Annotated in this window: 21 protein-coding genes and 1 pseudogene; 17 read left to right on the forward strand and 5 right to left on the reverse strand. The window is 58.9% G+C overall.

Going from position 1 to position 20,842, the window contains the following annotated elements; all coding sequences use genetic code 11:
• Nucleotides 1-229 (reverse strand): annotated as a pseudogene (locus IBX59_RS10095) (YfcC family protein); the annotation flags it as partial.
• A gap of 192 nt (nt 230-421) precedes the next feature.
• Between IBX59_RS10095 and atpD the strand changes: the two are divergent.
• The 10 genes from atpD to ftsH all read left to right on the forward strand — a co-directional run bounded on the left by atpD (nt 422) and on the right by ftsH (nt 8,872).
• Complete coding sequence (gene atpD, locus IBX59_RS10100) at nt 422-1,822, forward strand: F0F1 ATP synthase subunit beta (RefSeq protein WP_367119373.1); 1,401 nt, start codon at nt 422-424, stop codon at nt 1,820-1,822.
• Nucleotides 1,812-2,207: a F0F1 ATP synthase subunit epsilon gene (locus IBX59_RS10105; protein WP_296375090.1), complete on the forward strand. Its 396-nt coding sequence runs from the start codon at nt 1,812-1,814 to the stop codon at nt 2,205-2,207. The genes atpD and IBX59_RS10105 overlap by 11 nt, the downstream gene beginning before the upstream one ends.
• Nucleotides 2,204-2,491, forward strand: coding sequence for an AtpZ/AtpI family protein (locus IBX59_RS10110; protein WP_296375091.1), 288 nt, complete (start codon nt 2,204-2,206; stop codon nt 2,489-2,491). The genes IBX59_RS10105 and IBX59_RS10110 overlap by 4 nt, the downstream gene beginning before the upstream one ends.
• A gap of 21 nt (nt 2,492-2,512) precedes the next feature.
• Complete coding sequence (locus IBX59_RS10115; RefSeq protein WP_296375094.1) at nt 2,513-2,812, forward strand: ATP synthase subunit I; 300 nt, start codon at nt 2,513-2,515, stop codon at nt 2,810-2,812.
• Nucleotides 2,803-3,501, forward strand: a complete 699-nt coding sequence (locus tag IBX59_RS10120; protein WP_296375096.1) for a F0F1 ATP synthase subunit A — start codon at nt 2,803-2,805, stop codon at nt 3,499-3,501. Before IBX59_RS10115 ends, IBX59_RS10120 begins: the two co-directional genes overlap by 10 nt.
• Before the next feature lie 2 nt (nt 3,502-3,503).
• Nucleotides 3,504-3,782 (forward strand): F0F1 ATP synthase subunit C, encoded by a 279-nt coding sequence (locus tag IBX59_RS10125; RefSeq protein WP_296375098.1) that lies wholly within the window; start codon nt 3,504-3,506, stop codon nt 3,780-3,782.
• Nucleotides 3,783-3,786: 4 nt separating this feature from the next.
• On the forward strand, nt 3,787-4,572 hold the full coding sequence (locus tag IBX59_RS10130; RefSeq protein ID WP_296375100.1) for a F0F1 ATP synthase subunit delta: 786 nt from the start codon (nt 3,787-3,789) through the stop codon (nt 4,570-4,572).
• Between the two features lie 2 nt (nt 4,573-4,574).
• Nucleotides 4,575-6,113, forward strand: a complete 1,539-nt coding sequence (locus IBX59_RS10135) for an alternate F1F0 ATPase, F1 subunit alpha (protein WP_296375101.1) — start codon at nt 4,575-4,577, stop codon at nt 6,111-6,113.
• On the forward strand, nt 6,100-6,981 hold the full coding sequence (locus IBX59_RS10140; RefSeq protein WP_296375103.1) for a F0F1 ATP synthase subunit gamma: 882 nt from the start codon (nt 6,100-6,102) through the stop codon (nt 6,979-6,981). Before IBX59_RS10135 ends, IBX59_RS10140 begins: the two co-directional genes overlap by 14 nt.
• A 61-nt stretch (nt 6,982-7,042) precedes the next feature.
• Entirely contained in the window at nt 7,043-8,872 is a 1,830-nt protein-coding gene (gene ftsH / locus IBX59_RS10145) for an ATP-dependent zinc metalloprotease FtsH (protein ID WP_296375105.1), read from the forward strand.
• A 9-nt stretch (nt 8,873-8,881) separates the two neighbouring features.
• Here ftsH and IBX59_RS10150 read toward each other — a convergent pair whose 3' ends face one another.
• Together IBX59_RS10150 and IBX59_RS10155 are read right to left on the reverse strand one after the other, a co-directional pair.
• Nucleotides 8,882-9,649, reverse strand: coding sequence for a TIM barrel protein (locus IBX59_RS10150; RefSeq protein ID WP_296375107.1), 768 nt, complete (start codon nt 9,647-9,649; stop codon nt 8,882-8,884).
• A gap of 21 nt (nt 9,650-9,670) precedes the next feature.
• Entirely contained in the window at nt 9,671-10,648 is a 978-nt protein-coding gene (locus tag IBX59_RS10155) for a LysR substrate-binding domain-containing protein (RefSeq protein WP_296375109.1), read from the reverse strand.
• 182 nt (nt 10,649-10,830) lie between these two features.
• Here IBX59_RS10155 and katG point away from each other — a divergent pair, with 182 nt between their 5' ends.
• Nucleotides 10,831-12,993 (forward strand): catalase/peroxidase HPI, encoded by a 2,163-nt coding sequence (katG, locus tag IBX59_RS10160; RefSeq protein WP_296375111.1) that lies wholly within the window; start codon nt 10,831-10,833, stop codon nt 12,991-12,993.
• Nucleotides 12,994-13,049: 56 nt separating this feature from the next.
• Here the strand turns inward: katG and IBX59_RS10165 are convergent, their stop codons facing one another.
• Both IBX59_RS10165 and IBX59_RS10170 read right to left on the reverse strand, forming a co-directional pair.
• Complete coding sequence (locus IBX59_RS10165; protein ID WP_296375113.1) at nt 13,050-14,138, reverse strand: Gfo/Idh/MocA family oxidoreductase; 1,089 nt, start codon at nt 14,136-14,138, stop codon at nt 13,050-13,052.
• 5 nt (nt 14,139-14,143) lie between these two features.
• Nucleotides 14,144-14,851: a GntR family transcriptional regulator gene (locus IBX59_RS10170; RefSeq protein WP_296375114.1), complete on the reverse strand. Its 708-nt coding sequence runs from the start codon at nt 14,849-14,851 to the stop codon at nt 14,144-14,146.
• A gap of 98 nt (nt 14,852-14,949) precedes the next feature.
• Between IBX59_RS10170 and IBX59_RS10175 the strand changes: the two genes are divergently transcribed.
• The 6 genes from IBX59_RS10175 (at nt 14,950) to dctP (ending at nt 20,838) form a co-directional block, all read left to right on the forward strand.
• Nucleotides 14,950-16,107 (forward strand): LLM class flavin-dependent oxidoreductase, encoded by a 1,158-nt coding sequence (locus IBX59_RS10175; protein ID WP_296375116.1) that lies wholly within the window; start codon nt 14,950-14,952, stop codon nt 16,105-16,107.
• On the forward strand, nt 16,104-16,994 hold the full coding sequence (locus tag IBX59_RS10180) for an aldo/keto reductase (RefSeq protein WP_296375119.1): 891 nt from the start codon (nt 16,104-16,106) through the stop codon (nt 16,992-16,994). The genes IBX59_RS10175 and IBX59_RS10180 overlap by 4 nt, the downstream gene beginning before the upstream one ends.
• On the forward strand, nt 16,994-17,497 hold the full coding sequence (locus IBX59_RS10185) for a flavin reductase family protein (RefSeq protein ID WP_296375122.1): 504 nt from the start codon (nt 16,994-16,996) through the stop codon (nt 17,495-17,497). The genes IBX59_RS10180 and IBX59_RS10185 overlap by 1 nt, the downstream gene beginning before the upstream one ends.
• Nucleotides 17,498-17,608: 111 nt before the next feature.
• Entirely contained in the window at nt 17,609-18,205 is a 597-nt protein-coding gene (locus IBX59_RS10190; RefSeq protein WP_296375124.1) for a TRAP transporter small permease, read from the forward strand.
• Entirely contained in the window at nt 18,205-19,734 is a 1,530-nt protein-coding gene (locus IBX59_RS10195) for a TRAP transporter large permease (protein ID WP_296375126.1), read from the forward strand. The genes IBX59_RS10190 and IBX59_RS10195 overlap by 1 nt, the downstream gene beginning before the upstream one ends.
• A gap of 48 nt (nt 19,735-19,782) precedes the next feature.
• Nucleotides 19,783-20,838, forward strand: a complete 1,056-nt coding sequence (dctP, locus tag IBX59_RS10200) for a TRAP transporter substrate-binding protein DctP (RefSeq protein WP_296375128.1) — start codon at nt 19,783-19,785, stop codon at nt 20,836-20,838.
• Nucleotides 20,839-20,842 lie beyond the last annotated feature (4 nt).

A 20,842-nucleotide genomic window follows, 5' to 3' on the forward strand; every position in this document is an offset into this window, starting at 1 on the left:
GCACGTCAATCAGGCCCTGCGGGTTTGGCGCAACCGTCTGGTAGGTGCCCGGCACCGCAACCTCGCGGCCGATGTCTTCGTTCATCACGCGGTCGTATTGACCCGCAGGGATGATCCAGGTCATCACCGCGACAAGAACGATCAACAAAAACAAGACCGTATAAGCAGTGGGAAAGCGCGATTGCAGATCGACCTCTGGGTCGGTGCCTTCGGTTTTGGTCTGTGTCATCATTCTGATCCGATCCTGCCAGGACAACATACGCCCTGCGATACAGCTTTTCCCGATGCACAGCGGTGCGCATTAATCTGCGTTAATGAAACAGGATCTCATGCGACCGGTGGCACTTGATCGGGGTCAATGTCGGCTTTGGTGCACGCCGCTAAGCTGCACCCTATGAACGGATTGAAAAACACAAGCCGGATGACCCATCCAGACGCACATATCGGGCATATCACGGCCATTCTGGGCGGTGTCACAGACATTCGATTCAATAATGGCCTGCCGTCGATCGGCACCAGGCTTGTCACGCTGACCGACCCCGAAATCGTGATCGAGGTCGCAAGCCTGCCCGATGCGCGCACAGCCCGCGGCCTGATTTTGAACCCTACGCCGGACCTGCGCCTTGGGCTTGCCGTGCGTGATACCGGACACCCCATCACGGTGCCAGTGGGGGACGCGCTGTTGGGACGGATGTTCAACGTTTTTGGCGACACAATCGACGATGGTCCACCGTTAAAAGACCTGCCAAGACGTCCGATCCTGCGCGCGCCGGTGCCGCTGTCACAGCGCCGCGCCGAAGGCGATATCTTTGAAACGGGAATCAAGGCAATTGATCTGCTCAGCCCGCTGGAACGCGGCGGAAAAGCGGGGCTTTTCGGAGGTGCGGGTGTAGGCAAAACCGTGCTGATCACCGAAATGATCCATAACATGGTCGCCGAATATGATGGCATCAGCCTGTTTTGCGGGATCGGCGAACGTTGCCGCGAGGCCGAAGAACTTTACCGCGAAATGCGTGATGCGGGCGTTTTGGGTAATACGATCATGGTTTTTGGCCAGATGAACGAAAGCCCGGGAGTGCGGTTTCGCGTCGGACATGCCGCGCTGACGATGGCAGAATATTTTCGCGATGAACAGCGGCGCAACGTGCTGGTGCTGATCGACAATATCTTTCGCTTTGTGCAAGCCGGGTCAGAAGTGTCGGGCCTGTTGGGCCGGATCCCCAGCCGTGTCGGGTACCAGCCGACCCTTGGCACCGAACTGGCCGAACTGGAAGAACGCATCTGTTCCACCGCCAGTGGTGCAATGACATCAATTCAGGCGGTATATGTGCCTGCGGATGATTTCACCGATCCGGCTGCTACACATACATTTGCCCATCTGTCGGCCTCGATCGTGCTGTCACGCAAAAAGGCGTCAGAGGGGCTCTATCCCGCGATCGACCCGCTGCAATCCTTTTCAAAGATGCTGACCCCCGGCACGGTCAGCGCACGGCATTACCGGGTGGCGCGCGATGTGCGCAATACGCTGGCCGAATACGAAGACCTAAAGGATATCATTGCAATGCTGGGGCTGGCGGAACTGTCTGAAAAAGACCGCAGAACCGTGCGACAAGCCCGCCAGATCGAACGTTTCCTGACACAACCGTTTTACACAACCGAAGCCATGACAGGCAATCCAGGTGCCTTTGTGTCACTGGAACAATCATTGAACAGTTTTGAACGCATCCTTTCGGGCGCCTTCAGCGACCGTGATGAAGGCGATTTCTACATGATCGGAACAGTGGACGATCTGGCAACGAAAAGTAACCGAAATGCAGCTTAGGATCGCAACACCCGCGGCCATTTATATCGACACGCCGGTGACACGGCTGACCGCGGAATCCCCTGCCGGCTTTTTTGGGATTCTGCCACGGCACGGCGATTTTGTTGCGCAACTGGTTCCCGGCATTCTGGTTTACGCACCGCAGGAGACGGATGCCGAACGTTTTGTCGCCATCAATTCAGGCACGTTGATCAAAAGCGGTGATCTGGTGCGGGTTGCCGTGCATGGTGCCATCGCGGGTGATGATCTTGATCTGCTCAAACAGCGGGTTGAAACGGAATTTCGCAAACTTGATGAGGACGAGCGCAATGCACGCGCTGCACTTGCCCGTCTTGAGGTCACGATGATCCACCGGTTTCGCGACCTTGAAAAGGTCAGGCCATGACCCCGCAACACACCAATGAAACCGAAACCATCACGCGCAAGGCAACGCGTATGGCCCTTGCGCGCAAGAAACACCGGCAAAGCGCGTGGTATGGGCTGGGCATGTTCGGGCTGGTCGGCTGGTCGGTGGCAGTGCCGATTGTCGCGGGCACGGCATTGGGGCTTTGGATTGATCGACGCTGGCCCGCCGAAACAAGCTGGACCCTGGTCTTCATGCTCGTCGGGGTGGCGCTTGGGTGCCTGAATGCTTGGTATTGGATTCAACGTGAAGGGCGTGATGACTGATATGGCAAAGGAACATCAAGCATGCCGGACCTGACAATGCCATGGCTTGCAACCTGTTTTTTCGGCGGTATCGCAGTTGCCGGCGTGTATCTGGGTTTGCTTTGGGCCGCGGTGCGTCATTTGCCCGGACCGCGCGGCACAGTGATTTTCGTGCTTTTGGGGCTGGCCCGGGCCGCACTTGTGATCTCGGTGATGGCCGGCGCGATCATGGTCGCGGTGCCGGCGACCGGTATTGTGGCCGGAACATTGGGGTTTTTGGTCATGCGTTTTTCGGCCACGCGTATGGCCAGCCAGGGCAAGGAAATACCCCAATGGAAATAACCCCCGACAGCTGGATTGTTTATGATTGGCACGGCTGGCAGCTGAACGCCACGGTGGTTTTTACCTGGGTCATCATGGCGCTGCTTGTGCTGGGGTCATGGGCCATTACGACCGGGTTGAGCAGCGGGCCAACAGTATCGCGCTGGCAGATCATGCTCGAAGTGATCGTGACCACGATCCGCGACCAGATCGCTGAGGTCGGCACAGAAAACCCAGGGCGATATTTGCCTTTCATTGGCACGCTGTTCTTATTTATCGCGACCGCGAATATTCTGTCGATTTTGCCCGGCTATCAGGCGCCCACCGGGTCGTTATCGACCACGGCGGCATTGGCGATCTGCGTTCTGATCGCGGTGCCGCTGTTTTCGATCACCAAACGCGGGTTAGGCACCTATCTGAAAACCTATATCCAGCCCAGCCCGCTGATGTTGCCGCTGAACATCGTCGCCACGATATCGCGCACTATTGCGCTGGCGGTGCGGCTTTATGGCAATGTCATGAGCGGGACCGTCATCGTCGGTATCCTGATCAGCATCGCACCGTTTTTCTTTCCGGTGGTGATGCAGCTTTTGGGTCTGCTGACCGGGCTGATCCAAGCTTACATTTTTGCCATTCTGGCCATGGTCTATATCGCGTCGGCCAGCCGGGCGGGCCGCAGCACCACATCTGAATCCAACGAAAAGGACTGAACATGGACGCGTTCACATTGATTGCCATCGTTTCGATTTTCACGGCGGGGCTGACCATCGCTATCGGGTCAATTGGTCCGGCGCTGGCCGAAGGGCGGGCCGCCGCACAGGCCTTGCAGGCGCTGGCCCAACAACCCGATGCATCGAACACAATCACCCGCACGCTGTTCGTCAGCCTTGCGATGATCGAATCCACCGCGATTTATTGCTTTGTCGTGTCGATGATCCTGATTTTCGCCAACCCGTTTCTGAACGTGGTGCAGCAAGCCAGCGGAGGTTAAGCAGGTGCAGATCGACTGGCTGACCGTTGTGGCGCAGATTGCCAATTTCCTTGTGCTGATCTGGCTGTTGCAACGGTTTCTTTACCGCCCCATTACCGACGCGATGCAACGGCGCGAGGCGGTGATCGCCAATCAACTGGCACAAGCACAGGCCGCCCTTGATGATGCCACCGCCAAGGCAGAGGCCCTGCGAGACAAGAAAGCCGCGCTAGAGGCATCAACCCAGGCCGTTTTGGATGACGCAAGGGAAAATGCGCAAGCCCTGCGCCAGCGACTGGAAGACGACCTGCACACGGAAATGCAAGCCAGGCGCAACACATGGTGCGAACACCTTGCACAAGAACGGGACGATTTTGCAAATGCCCTGCGCCGTCACGCCGGTCATCAGGTTATCGCGATCACGGGGGATTTGTTGCACACATATGCGCAGACCGATCTTTCCGGCCCGTTGGTCAGCGGGTTCATCGCCCGTCTTGCTGATCTGGATGATCAAATGCGCCAGAAACTGATGCAGGCCGCAAAAGGCACCGAATCCCCCGCATTGGTTGAAACATCGGTGGCGTTTCGCGCGTCTGCAAAATCCAGATTGACCCGCGCCATTCACAAAGCCTGCGCCACGGATATCGAGGTTCACTATGCGCAGGATGAAGCCATCGTGTTGGGGCTGCGCCTGAGCATCGGGACACAAACAGTTGAATGGTCGGCGGCGCAGCACCTGAAACGGCTGGATACGGCGCTGGACGAGGTCATTGACAGCACTGGCATCACGGCTGCGGCACAGGGCAGCTGATCATGGATGCCTTCGCCACACTTGCCGATACACTGTTTGACCCGCTGGATATGGCGCTTGGCCAAGTCAGTGCTACGGTCGAAATTGCCGAAATCGCGCATGTGGCATCAGTAGGCAACGGTGTGGCGCAGATCACGGGCTTTAGCGATCTGCACGCAGATGAACTGGTCCGCTTTCCCCATGGGGTGATGGGGATCGCGTCAAACCTGCAAGAACACCAGATCGGCGTGGTTGTGCTGGGCGATACAGACCGCCTGCGCCCGGGCGACAAGGTTCAGCGAACGGGGCGCGTCGTCGATGTGCCTGTCGGCCATGCGCTTTTGGGGCGGGTCGTCGATGCGATGGGCCGCCCGCTGGACGATGCAGGCCCGATTGACGCCAAAGACCGTTTACCAGTCGAACGCCCGGCCCCGCCGATCATGCACCGTGCGCCCGTGGATGAACCTTTGCAGACTGGGATCAAGGCGATTGACGCAGCCATTCCCATTGGACGCGGACAGCGCGAACTGATCCTGGGCGACCGGCAGACCGGCAAAACTGCGATCGCGGTCGATACGATCCTCAATCAGGGCGATAACGGCGTGATTTCAGTTTATTGTGCGGTCGGTCAGCGCGCATCAGCCGTGGCGCATGTCATTGCAAGCCTGCGCAAAGGCGGCGCGCTCGATCGCACCATCGTTATGGTGGCGGGGGGTGATGATGCGCCCGGGCTGCAATTCATCGCCCCCTATGCCGCCATGACCATGGCCGAGCATTTCATGGCGCAAGGCCATGATGTTCTGGTCGTTCTGGATGACCTGACTCGCCATGCGCGTGCCTATCGTGAATTGTCTCTGCTGCTGCGGCGCCCGCCCGGTCGCGAAGCCTATCCAAGTGATATTTTTTACATTCATTCCCGACTGTTAGAACGCGCAACACACCTAAAAGATGAATACGGCGGCGGATCATTGACGGCCCTGCCGGTCGTTGAAACACAGGCGCAAAATATTTCTGCCTATATCCCGACCAACCTCATTTCGATCACGGACGGGCAGGTCTATCTATCACCCGACCTGTTCGAAAAGGGGCAACTGCCTGCGATCGACATCGGCGCATCGGTCAGCAGGGTTGGCGGCAAGGTGCAGCGCCCGGCATTTCGCACCGTCGCGGGCAATTTGCGCCTGATGTATGCCCAATTCGAAGAACTGGAAAGCTTTGCCCGATTTGGCACCCAACTGGATCAGGAAACCCGGCACAAGCTGACGCGCGGTCGCCGCGTTCGCGAGGTTCTCAAACAGGGGGAACACGCACATCTGGATGTGCCCGCGCAGATTGCCGTGCTTTTGGCCGCCACGGAAGGTCTGTTTGATCAGGTCGCGCTGGATGACATGGCCAAAGCGGAACACACCGTCCAAGAGGCACTGCGCGCGCAGGATCCAGAGCTTTGCGACAGGATGGCACGCGGCAAACCACTCAGCCAGGCGGATCGTGAAAAACTTGTCGCGACCCTGCGCAATGCCCTGTCCGACACCGCAAACGAGGCTGGAAATGGAAACGCTTGAAACCCTGTCGGCGGCGCTGCGCACGGCACAAGACATCCAGTCTATCGTGCGCACGATGAAAGCTTTGTCCGCCGTCAGCATCCATCAATATGAAACCGCGGAAACCGCGCTTGGCGATTATGCGGACACGATCGATCTGGGCCTGTCAGCCGTTTTGCAACAGCAGCATGCGGATGGCATCGTGCAACCGGCCGGACAAGATGCCCGAACCGGGCGCGAGGCCTTGATCGTGATCGGGTCTGATCGTGGGCTTTGCGGCCAGTATAACGAAGTCGTCAGCCGCCGTGCTATTGCGGAAATTTCGGAACAAGACCCCCTGCTGGGCGTTTTGGGCGCGCGCGCGGCAGCACGCCTAGAAGCCGCGGGACAGGTGCCGCAAACGCTGTTGGCAGTGCCTGCATCGGTCGAAGGTTTCACAGCGACTGTTCAATCCGTAATTGTCACGATTGATGCGTGGGCTGACACAAACCACCTGCGCCGGGTGCGACTGCTGCACAACCGGCGCAAAGGCCAGCACACCGCGCAACCTGTCATCCGCCAGTTATTGCCCATCCCGCAGGACTATCTGACAGAACGCAGGCAGGCGAAATGGCCTGGCCCGGGCCTGCCCTTTTTCCGGATGGATAAAGCCGCGCTGATGTCATGGCTGGTTCGCGAACGGCTGTTCGTCATGCTTTACCGCGCGTTGGCCGAGGCGCTGGCCAGTGAACATGCCACCCGATTAGCCGCCATGCAGAACGCTGCACGCACCTTGCAGGACCGGCAAGATACCCTGAATGCTGCGCTGCGCCAAAAACGGCAGGAAACGATCACCCGCGAACTGCTTGATCTGGTCGCCGGCTACGAGACGGCACAGGCCACATCATGATGCCGCTCAAATTCAGCACGCCCACTTTGGCCCGCCCTGTTTCATGTGAAAGGCTCGTCTGATGGAACCCAAACACAAATTCAACCTTGGCTACATCATATTTGTGATTGCGAGCATCTTTGCCATCCAGCTTTGGATTGCCAGCCAGACGGTCGCGACAATCACCTACAGCAATTTTCTTGATCATCTGCGCAGTGGCATGATTGCAGAGGTCACAGTCACCGAAAGCCGGATCAGGGGCACCTTTAACAGTCCCGTTGACGGCAAAACCGCATTTGTCACCCAAAGGGTCGCGCCCGAGGTCGTGGACGACTTGCAGGCATCGGGCATTCCCTTTGCCGGCGCATCGGATCAGACATGGTTTACGGCGCTTTTGTCGTGGGTGGTGCCCATCTTGTTTTTCTTTGGGCTTTGGGCATTCCTATTTCGCCGGATGGCTGAAAGGCAGGGCATGGGCGGGTTGGTCAATATCGGCAAATCCCGCGCCAAGGTTTATGTGGAACGCGATACCGGCGTGACGTTCCGCGATGTCGCAGGGGTGGACGAAGCCAAGACGGAATTGCAGGAAATCGTATCGTTTCTCAGCGATAAGGAAAAATATGGCCGCCTTGGGGCGCATATCCCAAAGGGCGTTTTGCTGGTCGGTCCTCCCGGCACTGGCAAAACCTTATTGGCACGGGCTGTCGCGGGCGAGGCAGGTGTGCCGTTCTTTTCCATCTCGGGGTCTGAATTCGTGGAAATGTTCGTGGGCGTGGGGGCTGCTCGGGTGCGCGATTTGTTTGAACAGGCCCGCAAGGCCGCACCCTGTATCATTTTTATTGATGAACTTGATGCGTTGGGCCGGGCGCGGTCGGCCCTGTCGGGCATGGGCGGAGGAGATGAGAAGGAACAGACACTGAACCAGTTGTTGTCGGAACTGGACGGGTTCGATCCACGCGTCGGCATCGTGCTGCTGGCGGCGACCAACCGGCCCGAAATCCTTGATCCTGCCTTGCTGCGGGCGGGCCGGTTCGACCGGCAAGTCGTGGTTGACCGTCCAGACCACAAAGGGCGTGCCGCGATCCTAAAGGTTCATGCCCGCAAGATCAAACTGGACCCGGCGGTCAACCTTGATGACATCGCTGGCCTTACAACAGGGTTGACCGGCGCTGATCTGGCCAATCTGATCAACGAAGCCGCGATCGTCGCAACCCGCCGTGATGGCGAAACTGTCACAACCAACGACCTGACCGCAGCTCTGGAACGCATTGTCGCGGGATCCGAACGCAAGACCCGCCTGATGAACCCCCAGGAACGCAGGCGCGTCGCCTATCACGAAATCGGACATGCCTTGGCGGCGGCCTCTTTGCCCGGAACGGACCCGGTGCATAAGGTGTCGATCATTCCGCGCAGCATCGGCGCGCTGGGCTACACCATGCAACGCCCGACCGAGGATCGTTTCCTGATCACCTTTGGCGAACTCAAGGACCGCATGGTCGTTCTGCTGGCAGGGCGTGCGTCCGAAGAAATTGTATTTGGTGATGTGTCAACGGGGGCCGCTGATGATCTGGCCAAGGTCACCGACATCGCCCGTGAAACTGTGACACGCCACGGGATGAGCGCAGAACTGGGGCAGGTTGTACTGGAAAAACGGCGCTTGCAATGGCTCGACACCACGCAGATCGACATGGGCACAAAGGATTACGCCGAGGCCACCGCCCGCGAGATCGATCTCGCGGTGCGCAAATTGATCAACGATGCCTATACGCATGCGCGCGACATCCTGACCCGCCGTCGCGCCGATCTGGACGCGGGGGCCGCGATGCTGCTGGAACGTGAAACGATCACGCCCGACGATTTTGCACCGCTGCAACGCCAACCGCCCGACAGTGCCGGCCCCGCCACAGGCTAAACGCGCCCCTCAGCGCGCTTTTTGTCGGCGCAACCATCCCAGCGTCTGTTCGGTCGGGCCGTTTGTGCGATATTCGGCCCCCAAAGGGGCCTGCCAGCCCAGCGCCTTCAGCGTCGCGAAAACCGCATCATAATTCAGCTCTCCCCGGTCCAGCGGCCCACGATCAGGCACGCCCGCGCATTGGATATGGCCGATGACCGGCAGCAAATCAGCCAGCCGCATTGTTACGTCACCTTCGGTTCGGGCCACGTGATAACAGTCGAACATCAGCTTCAGATTGTGTCGCCCCGCAGTTGCAATCAGGGCGCGCGCCTGACCGGTGGTGCGCAAGAAATAGCCCGGTGCATCATGGCGGTTCAACGGTTCGATCAAAATCGTCAAACCATGCGGGGCAGCCTGATCGCAGGCATAAGCGAGGTTATCCAGAAAACAGGCCTGCGCCTGCGCACCTGATGCGATCCCTGCCATGACATGTACCGCACCCGCCCGGACAGCGGCGGCAAAGCGCACAGCCTCGTCAATGGCGGCGCGGGCTTCGGCTTCACGTCCCGGCAGTGCGGCAAGCCCGTTTTCACCCATCGCCACATCACCACGCCGGGTATTCAATGCACAGATGGGCAACCCCGTTTCCTGCAAGACAGCCAAAATATCAGCCGCGCGGTAATCATAGGGCCAATGACATTCAACCGCATCAAACCCCCCCGCCTTTGCAGCACGGATCGCATCCGGCAACGGCAGATCGGCCCATAAAAAACCAAGGTTTGCGGAAAATTTCATACGGTCAGCCCCATACCCCTGTCACCGCAAAGTCTGACCCGCTTTTACCAAAGGCGCAAGCACACCGGCATGCGCGTCTGCCGCGTCCGTGTTCATCTGTTGGTTGCGCATGGTCATCACGGACTGCTGCACAATGTCTGCCAGTTGCATCAACTGATCGGCCAGCGGATTGGTCTTGCGCCAGATCATACCGACGGTGCGCGAAGGCTGTGGATCAGGAAAGGCCGCGACGCAAACCGGCGCTGAGCGCGTTTCAACCGCTACCGCCATATCGGGGATCAAAGTCACGCCGATACCCGCACCAACCATTTGCACCAATGTGGTCAACGAACTGCCGTCCAGCCCTTCGCGCGGGACAGCGTGACCCACATGACAGAACGACAACGCCTGATCACGAAAACAATGTCCTTCTTCCAGCAATAACAGGCGCATCCGGCGCAGGGTCTCGCCGTTTGGCACAGGCTTGTCCCGTTCTGACAAGTGTCGCACCAATTTGAAACTTTCGGCGAAAATCGGCGTTTCCACCAGGCTGGGTTCAGATATCGGCAAGGCCACGATGGCAGCGTCGATTCGCCCTTCGGCCAATTCAGCGATCAGCCCCGGGGTCACGGTTTCACGCACATGGATATCAAGCCCCGGGTGACTGCGGCCAAGATCACCGATCAGCGCAGGCAAAAGATAGGGCGCAACGGTTGGAATGACGCCAAGGCGCAACCGCCCCGACAATAAATCACCCGCTGTGCGCGCCAGATCGCCCAATGCGTCCACCTCGCGCAGGATGGCCCGAACCTGCTGGGCGCATTGTTCGCCAAACCCCGTCAAGCGCACTTGCCGCGGTGTCCGGTCGAACACGGCTGCACCCAGTGCATTTTCCAATTCTCTGATTTGCACCGACAACGCGGGCTGCGAAATCGCGCAGGCCTCGGCGGCGCGGCCGAAATGGCCGTGGCGGGCGACGGCCTCGAAATAGCGCAGTTGTTTCAGGGTGAAATTTACCATAACGAATACCTATTGAAGCCATATGAATTTGCAACTTAAACCTATTACTTTTTTCTGTTATTGAAACGTTCTAAGCAGGTTGTAACAGCGGCGCGTGCGTCGCTGACCTTGCGCGAAACAACTTGCGGGCGGTGCAACAAACTGGCCGCAACGACAGAAACAAGAAATCGGAGAAAGATATCATGGACGGTAACAACATGGGCAAATGCCCCGTCATGCATGGCGGCAACACCGCTGTCGAAAACACCGCGATTGGTTGGTGGCCAAAGGCGCTGAACCTTGACATCCTGCACCAGAACGACGCCAAGGCAAACCCGCTGGGCCCTGATTTCAACTATCGTGACGCGCTGAAAAAGCTGGATGTTGACGCAGTAAAAAAAGACCTGACCGCCCTCATGACCGATAGTCAGGACTGGTGGCCGGCCGATTGGGGCCATTATGGCGGGTTGATGATCCGTCTGGCATGGCATGCGGCGGGGTCTTACCGCTTGGGCGATGGTCGCGGTGGCGCAGGCACCGGCAACATTCGCTTTGCACCGCTGAATTCGTGGCCCGATAACGCCAGCCTTGACAAGGCGCGCCGCCTTTTGTGGCCGATCAAGCGGAAATACGGTAGCGCGCTGTCATGGGCCGACCTGATCGTGCTGTCGGGCACGGTGGCATACGAATCCATGGGGTTGAAAACCTTTGGCTTCGGTTTTGGCCGTGCCGATATCTGGGGCCCTGAAATCGACATCAACTGGGGCAATGACGAAGAACTGCTCGCCCCGTCCGACATGCGCGTCGAAGATGTCGCAAACCCCGACACGATGTATGACCCGCTGGCCGCTTCGCACATGGGCCTGATCTATGTGAACCCCGAAGGCGTGAACGGCAACCCAGACCCCGCGCTGACAGCCAAATACGTACGTACGACCTTTGCCCGCATGGCGATGAACGACGAAGAAACCGCCGCCCTGACGGTGGGTGGCCACACCGTGGGCAAATGCCACGGCATGGACGCCGAGATTGGCGCAGCCCCCGAAGGTGCACCAATTGCCGAGGCAGGCCTTGGCTGGCACAACCCGAAATTCGCAGGCACGGCCAACACCGCGCATACCTCGGGCCTTGAAGGCGCATGGACGACGAACCCGACGCAGTGGGACAACGGATATCTTGAACTGCTGTTCGGCTATGAATGGGAACTGAAAAAATCCCGTGCTGGCGCATGGCAGTGGGAACCGGTCGACATCGCCGAAGAACACAAGGTGCCCGATGCGACCGACCCGTCGGTCAAGCACAACCCGATCATGACTGATGCCGACATGGCAATGAAGGTTGATCCGATCTATCGCGAAATCTGCGAACGGTTCCACAAGGATCCGGCCTATCTGGCGGACACCTTCGCGCGCGCATGGTTCAAGCTGACCCACCGCGACATGGGGCCAAAGGCCAACTATTTCGGCCCTGACGTTCCCGCCGAAGACCTGATCTGGCAAGATCCGATCCCTGCCGGCACCACCGATTATGACGTGGATGCGGTCAAGGCGAAAATCGCCGACAGCGGGCTGAGCCTGACCGATATGGTCAACACCGCATGGGACAGTGCGCGCACCTTCCGAGGGTCTGACAAGCGGGGCGGTGCCAATGGCGCGCGCATCCGCCTGGCCCCGCAGAAAGACTGGGAAGGCAACGAGCCCGCCCGTCTGGCCCGCGTGCTGGGCGTGCTGGAAGGCATCGCCGCCGACACCGGCGCAAGCATCGCGGATGTGATCGTGCTGGCCGGGAACGTCGGTGTGGAACAAGCCGCCAAGGCGGCCGGTTTCGACATCGCCGTGCCGTTCGCGCCCGGTCGTGGCGATGCCACGAACGACATGACCGACGCCGACAGCTTTGACGTGCTGGAACCCAAGGCGGACGGTTTCCGCAACTGGCTAAAGCATGACTTTGTCGTCAGCCCCGAGGAAATGCTGCTGGATCGTGCGCAACTGATGGGGCTGACCGCCCCCGAAATGACCGCCCTGATTGGCGGGATGCGGGTGATGGGCACCAACCACGGCGACAGCAAGCATGGCGTGTTCACCGATAACGTCGGCGCGCTGACCACGGATTTCTTTGTAAATCTGACCGACATGGCGAACGCATGGCAGCCGGTAGGCGAAAACCAGTATGAACTGCGCGACCGCAAAACCGGTGCTGTGAAATGGACAGCCACCAGCGCCGATCTGGTGTTCGGGTCAAATTCGATCCTGCGCGCCTATGCCGAAGTTTACGCACAGGACGACAGCAAGGAAAAATTCGTGAAGGATTTCGTTGCTGCATGGGCCAAGGTGATGAACGCTGATCGGTTCGATCTGGCCGCGTGATCCGGCCTGACAGCACAATGAAACGGCGCCGCAGAAACCTGCGGCGCCGTTTTGTCTTACAGCAACACCGCCTGCCCGGTTGCCGCACTTTCCTGTGCCGCCAGCCCGATGGCAACGGCGCGTGCGCCATCGGCCAGCGTCACCTCGACCACGCCTTCACCGCGCACGACCGCATTGAACCGCTGATGCTGGTAAAAGGTCGAACCGTTGTGATCGCCTGCCGCAAGCAAGGTCGGATCAACCGGAATTTCCGACACGAACGGCCCCTTGGGGTTGCGCGGGCTGACAATCAGCTGCGGCACCGGCGGTTCGCCCAGTGTTTGCGGCCAGAACCGGCCCGGTCCGGGCACCAGCGCCTCGATCTTGCCCTTGGGGCCGACGGCGCTGATTTCTTCTTGATATTTCGATCCTTCGGCGAACATGCACAGCTCCAGCATCGCCTTGGCGCCACTGTCAAAATCAACGATGACATAGCCGTGGTCCCAGATATCGGGTGCCTGCCCGTCATAGCGTTCGTCGATATGGTTCAGTGCCTGCCCCGCACTGGCCATCACCCGCACAGGTTCGGCCTTTAGGATCAGCCGCATCAGGTCAAAAAAGTGACAGCACTTTTCCACCAGCGTGCCGCCGGTTTTCGCATTGAACCGGTTCCAGTCACCGATCTTGGGCAGAAACGGAAAACGGTGTTCACGAATGCTCAGCATGTTGATGCCGCCAGTAGCCTGTTCGACCTGCGCAATCAGAGCCGCAACGGGCGGCATATAGCGGTATTCCATCGCCACCCAGACCGGGTGCGGATAGCCCGCGAACAGATCATCCAGCAGCGGCTTTTCCGACGGATTGGTATAAAGCGGCTTTTCACACAGGATCGGCAAGGGGCGCGTTTCCACGATATGGCGCAGTTGCGGCACATGCAGATAGTTCGGGCTGACGATCACGACAGCATCAAGCTGTTCAAACGCCAGCAATTCATCAAGCGATGCCGCAACATGCGCATCGCCCGCCAGTGTTGCCGCCTCATGGGCCAGCTCTGTGACAGGGTCATAGACCACCGACACCCGCCCATGCGGCAACAGGTTGATATTCTGGATATGTTCGCGGCCCATCATGCCGCAGCCAATCAGGCCGTAGTTTACAGTTTGCAAGTTCTCTAACCTTTTCCCATGCGATAGATATACGCAGCGCGGTTCGCATCGAACCACGTGCGTGAAAATTCAACAGGATCCTGCGCGCCGGTGCGCCCGATCCGTTCGACGTAACCAACGGTCTGACCGGGGCGCAGGTGAAACACATCCGGTGCCCAGTCCGGCAGTGTCCCCACGCCGACACGGTCCGTGGCCGAGGCAATCACCAGCCCAAGTTCATGGCGGTAAAAATGGTAGAGCGATTCAGACAGATCCCTGACCTTGATGACATCGCGTTGCGCACCGTCCAGCCAGATTTCCTCGACCGCGACCAGTATGCCGTCCAACGACCGCAAGCGTCTGATCCGATACCCCTGCGCATCAGGCCCAAAGGGCGGCGCATCGGCTGGTTTGGGCAAACGATCCACCGACAACACCTGCGCTGTGGGCAACCCGCCCCCGCGCAGCAATTCCAGCCGGAAAAACGCATAGACCGAATCCACCACTGGTTTGTAGCGCACGTAATTGCCGGACCCCTGCACCCGTTCCAGCAGGCCCTTCGCCTCCACATCGGCCAATGCCTTGCGCAATGTGCCCACGGCAAGGCCCAGTTCCTCGGCCATTTCGCGTTCAGGCGGCAGGCGCGCTCCATCCGCCAGATGACCTGCGGCTATCTCGCGGATCAGCATTTCGCTGACCTGAATATATTTCGGCAAGGCGGATGTGGCAGCCATCGCAGGCCTCCTCGCACCCGCAGAATTGATATACTATTGTTTCACATAAATTCACATGCTACGCAAGGGGCAAGAACACCGAAGGGGAGACAGAATCAATGACCATCGTGCCGGTCACCAGCGCCAATCTGGACGCTGCCGAAGTCAGCTGGTTTTCAGCGCTATGTTCGGATGACTACCAGTTCCTTGGTGTGCCTGACGGCGATCTGCGCAGCAGTTGGGAACACTGCCGCGACATCGCCCTGACGGCGGAAAAGCAAGGGTTTCGCAACATTCTAGCCCCGTCATCCTATCAGGTGGGGCAAGACACACTGTCTTTTGTGGCGGGCATGGCGCCGCTGACCGAAAAGATCAATTTCCTTGCCGCCATCCGCTGTGGCGAGGTGCAGCCGATCATGCTGGCACGCACAATCGCGACGCTGGATCACATGCTCAAGGGGCGGCTGACGCTGAACGTTATCAGTTCCGATTTCCCCGGCGAGGTCGCGGAAAGCGCCTATCGCTACCAGCGCAGCCACGAAGTTGTGCAGATTTTGCGTAAATGCTGGACGCAGGACGAGGTCAGCCATGATGGCGAAATCTATCAGATATCGAAACTGACAACCGACCCCGCGAAACCCTATCAGCAAAACGGCGGCCCGCTGTTGTATTTCGGGGGCTATTCGCCGGCGGCACTGGAACTGTGCGGCGCGCAATGCGACGTTTATCTGATGTGGCCCGAAACCACCGACATGCTGGAACAACGCATGAAAGACGTGCACGCAAGGGCCGAAGCCCACGGGCGCACGCTGGATTACGGGCTGCGCGTGCATATGATCGTGCGCGACACCGAGGCAGAGGCAAAGGAATACGCCGATTACATCGCCAGCAAGCTGGACGATGAATACGGCAAACTGATCCGCGACCGCGCCCATGACAGCATATCGCTGGGCGTATCGCACCAAGCAAAGGCGCGCGAACTGGCCGATAAATTCGGCTATGTCGAACCTGGCCTGTGGACAGGCGTGGGGCGCGCGCGCTCGGGCTGCGGGGCGGCACTTGTCGGGTCCACCGATCAGGTATTGTCAAAGATCGAAACCTATCAGAAAATGGGCATCCGTGCCTTTATCTTTTCGGGTTACCCCCACATCGACGAGGCGGAACATTTCGGAAAACGAGTGATGCCGCACTTGAAAACCTGCTCTTTGCCCCATGCTTATGGGCGCGTCCCATCCGAAACACCCGCAACGCCCCTTGGCACAGGAACCCGCCGTTGAACCGTATCACAATAACCGAAAACCTGTCTTTCAGCCGCATCGTCTATGGTATGTGGCGGCTATCTGACGACACCGACACCAGCCCCGGCCACGTTCAGGCCAAGATCGAGGCTTGCCTTGAACAGGGCATTACGACGATGGATCAGGCCGATATCTACGGCGGTTACGCCGCCGAGGAGGTATTGGGCGATGCCCTGCGTGCAGCCCCTGCCCTGAAAGACCAGATCGAAATCGTCACCAAATGCGATATCGTGGCCCCTGCAGGGCGCTATGCAGACGCTGTGGTAAAATACTATGACACCAGCCGCGCGCATATCATGGCATCGGTCGATAATTCGCTGCGGCTCATGGGTGTGGACAAAATCGACACCCTGTTGATCCACCGCCCCGACCCGATGATGGATGCCGCCGAAACCGGCGCAGCCTTGGACGCGGTCGTCGCCTCTGGCAAGGTGCGCAGCGTTGGCGTGTCGAACTTCAAATTGCACGACTGGACACTGCTGCAATCGGCGATGCAAACGCCGCTGATTACCAACCAGATCGAACTGTCGCTGGCCGCCCACCACGGGTTCACCAACGGCGATGTGGCTTATCTGCAGGAACGGCGCGTGCCGGTCATGGCATGGTCACCGCTGGGTGGTGGCGCGCTGATGACGGGCACCGGCCCGATGCAGGACGCGCTGGCCGCCGTTGCCGCCGAAAATAGCGTAGGCAACAGCGCGGTTGCGATCGCATGGTTGCTGGCGCATCCCGCGCAGATCATGCCCGTGATGGGCACGAATAACATAACCCGGATCAAGGCACTGTCAGAGGCGTTCAAGGTCAGAATGGACCGACAGACGTGGTTTACACTCTACACCGCCGCTCTGGGAAAAGAGGTCCCTTGATGAATACGCAAACGCCCGTCACATTCGACCCCGGCACCGACTCCAGCAACTTTCGCGCGGCCCTTGGCACATTTGTAACAGGCGTTACCGTGGTCACGACCGACACCCCCGAAGGGCCCGTCGCCATTGTCGCCAACAGCTTTGCCTCTGTGTCGCTTAACCCGCCGCTGGTCTTGTGGTCGCCTGCCAAATCCTCGCGCCGGTTTGAACATTTCGCAGGCGCACGGCGCTTTGCAGTGCATGTGCTGGCAGCAGACCAGCGCGACATCTGCAGAGCAATTATCGAATCGAAAACCGCCATCGCCAAGGTGCCGACCCATCTGTCACACTGCGGCATGCCGATCATCGAAGGCGCGCTTGCCACTTTCGAATGCAATCTTGAGGCCACACATGATGCCGGCGATCACGTCATTGTCGTGGGCCGCGTGACCAAGGCGCACCACGGCGGGGGCGACCCACTGGTCTTTCACGGGGGGAAATACGGGGCATTTCAGGAACAATAACTCTTCTTTTGTTCCAAAATACCTTGGGGGAGGCCCGGACACCGTCCGGGACGGGGGCAAAGCCCCCAGCAACCGCGGTAAAAAGCCGCACATAAACAGGGGAGGAGCCGCATGTCGGTCCTGTTAGGTCTTTTATGGCCACTTGAACGGTTCAATACCGTGCTTCTTGCTATCGGCAAGGCCATCGCGGTGACTGCGCTTGCGATCATGGTCTGCTTGATCCTTGGGCAGGTGTTTTTCCGCTATATTCTGAACGACGCCCCCAACTGGACAGAAGAAGGCGCCCGGTTCGGCATGTTGTGGATGACAGGTCTGATGGCACCGCTGGCCTATCGGATGGGCGGGTTTGTGGCCATCGACATGGTCGAACGCGCCTTGCCCCGGATGTTGTCTAATTTGCTGGGCCTGTTGCTGATGGGCATCGCGATGTGGGTGCTTTTTGTGGCGTGGGAACGCGGGCTGAACAACCATGTCGATACGCTGTCAGGGCGCGGGTGTTCGTCATCGCTGCGCTGGCCCTTCGGATTCGAGATCGGCAAATGCGGCAATCGTTTTCAGAACAGCTATCAATATGCCTCGCTTTGGGTTGGGGTGAACCTGCTGATCCTTGTGAACCTTGAACTGATGATCCGCCAGATCATCAAGATCGCCGGTCACGGCGACCGTTTGAAACCGCTGAACGTTGGCGAAGTTGTGGGGGCTGACTGATGCTTTTGTGGTTCCTTCCTCTTTTCCTGCTGTTGATCATGGTCGGCCTGCCCGTGGTCTTCGCGCTGTTGGCCAGTCCCATCGCGCTGATCATGATCGAAGGCGACACACGCAATGTGGTCGCGGGCCTTTATCGTAACCTTTACAACGGCATGGACAGTTTTCCACTCATGGCACTGCCGTTCTTCATGCTGGCGGGTGAAATCATGAACCGCGGCGGCATCACGATGCGGCTGGTGGAATTTTCCCAGGCCTTCATGGGCCACCTGCGCGGCGGGCTTGCGCATGTGAACATCCTGTCGTCGATCCTGTTTGCCGGGCTGTCCGGTTCGGCTGTGGCGGACACGTCCGCGCTTGGCTCTACCCTGATTCCCGCAATGGAAAAAAACGGCTACAGCCGCAAGTTCGCGGCCGCAATCACGGCGGCCAGTTCGGTGATCGGGCCGATCATTCCGCCATCCGGCATCATGATCATCTATGCCTATGTGATGGGCGAAAGCGTTGCGGCACTGTTTCTTGCTGGCATTGTGCCGGGCATTTTGGTGGGCGTGGGCCTGATGGTCATGGTCCGCCTGATGGCCGACCGCTATGACCTGCCCAAGGCCGAACGGATCGTGCAGAAAAACCAGACAATCAGCCCCACCGAAAGCGTTGTCAGCTGGGCCTTGCTGCGCATCAACATCGGCGGGCTGCTGTTTGCTGTTTCCGGCATCGTCACGCAGTTTCTGGATACCCCGCCCAACGGCTGGCTGGTGTTCCTGATCACCCTGCCCATCGCCCACGCGATTGCCCAGGCGGTCAAGGCCCGCGTCAGCGCAGATTTCCGTATTGTCTGCAAAAAGGCTGTCGCGCCCCTGCAAACCCCGATCATCATCCTGGGCGGCATCCTTGTCGGTGTCTTCACCCCGACCGAGGCATCAGCCGTCGCGGTGGCTTATGCGCTGATCGTATCGTTCTTTGTGCTGCGGTCGATGAAAATGTCCGACCTGCTGCAGGTGTTGACGCGTTCTGCGCTGGCCACATCCGCTGTACTGTTGCTGGTGGGGGCGGCGGTTGCGTTCAAGACCGTCGTATCCTTGTCATACGCGCCGCAGATTTTGTCGGAATATATCCTGTCGCTATCGGAAAATCCGCTGATCCTGCTGTTTCTGATCAACATCCTGCTGTTCATCGTTGGCATGTTCCTTGATGCAGGGCCGGCGATCATCATCCTCGGGCCGATCCTTGGGCCGATCTTTGTTGATCTGGGCGTGCACCCGGTGCATTTCGCCATCATCATGAGCGTGAACCTGACCGTGGGGTTGGCGACACCGCCCATGGGGCTTGTGCTGTTCGTGGCCAGTACCGTGTCGGGCGAAAAGGTTGAAACCATCGCGCGTGCGATCCTGCCGTTTCTTGCCGTGGAAATCTTTGTGATTTTCCTGATTACCTATGTGCCTGCCATTTCGATGACAGTGCCTTACCTCACCGGTTTTCTGGGCTGCGGCCCCGAAGTCGGCTTTTCGGCTTGCATAAGCCCAACACCGTAGGCCAGGGTTTACCCCGGCACCCAAGTCACCAAAAGGGAGAACGAACATATGTTCAAACATTTCACCAAAATCGCGGCAACCGCGGCGCTGCTGGCCACACCGCTGGCCGGCTGGGCACAGGATTTCACAATCCGCGCCACAGCCAATTCAAATACCGATGACGAAGATTACGACGGTCTGGTCGTGTTCAAGAACTACGTCGAAGCCGCATCAAACGGGCGCATCGGGGTAGAACTTTTCATCGGCACCCAGCTTTGCGCGACCGGCGCGGAATGCCTTGAAGGCGTCGCTGAAGGGTCGATTGATGTCTATATTTCAACCTCTGGCGGGGCGGCGGGCATTTTCCCCTACGTGCAGGTGCTTGACCTGCCCTATCTGATGGCCAACGACCGGATCGCTGAACATGTGTTGACAGGTGATTTCGTGCGCACCATGCGCGAAATGGCGCTGGAAACATCCGACAACACGATCCGCCTGATGACCATCGGCAACACCGGCGGCTGGCGTAACTTTGCCAACACCCAACGCCGGGTGCAGACGCCCAGTGATCTGGCCGGTCTGAAAATCCGCACTGTGGTCGCCGATTTGCCGCAGGAACTGACCCGCACCTTGGGTGCATCGCCCACGCCGATTCCATGGCCCGAACTGTTCACTTCGCTGCAAACCGGCGTTGTTGAAGGAACCAAAAACGGCATCACCGACATTATGGGCATGAAATTCCCCGATGCCGGCCTGCAATACCTTACACTGGACGGGCACGCCTATATGGGTGCGCTGTGGTGGATGAACAACAACAACTTCTTGGCCCTGCCAGAGGATCTGCGCCGCGTCGTGGTGGATGGTTTTGCCGAATTGCAGCAGGCAACATTCGCATCGCCCAAGCGTAAATCCATCGCCGCCTATGAAGAATTCGTCGCAGGTGGTGGCGATATCTATGTGCCGACCCCCGAAGAAAAGGCGCTGTTTGCCGAAGCAGCCGCACCAGTGCAGGATTGGTTCCGCGCCAATGTGGATGGCGGCGACCGTATCCTTGAAGCCATGACCACAGCCGTGGCCGAAGCCGTGGCCGCGTTTGATGCCGCCTATGCGGCTGACCTGAACTGAAACA

Source organism: Yoonia sp. (genome assembly GCF_014859355.1).
Taxonomy (GTDB): domain Bacteria; phylum Pseudomonadota; class Alphaproteobacteria; order Rhodobacterales; family Rhodobacteraceae; genus Yoonia.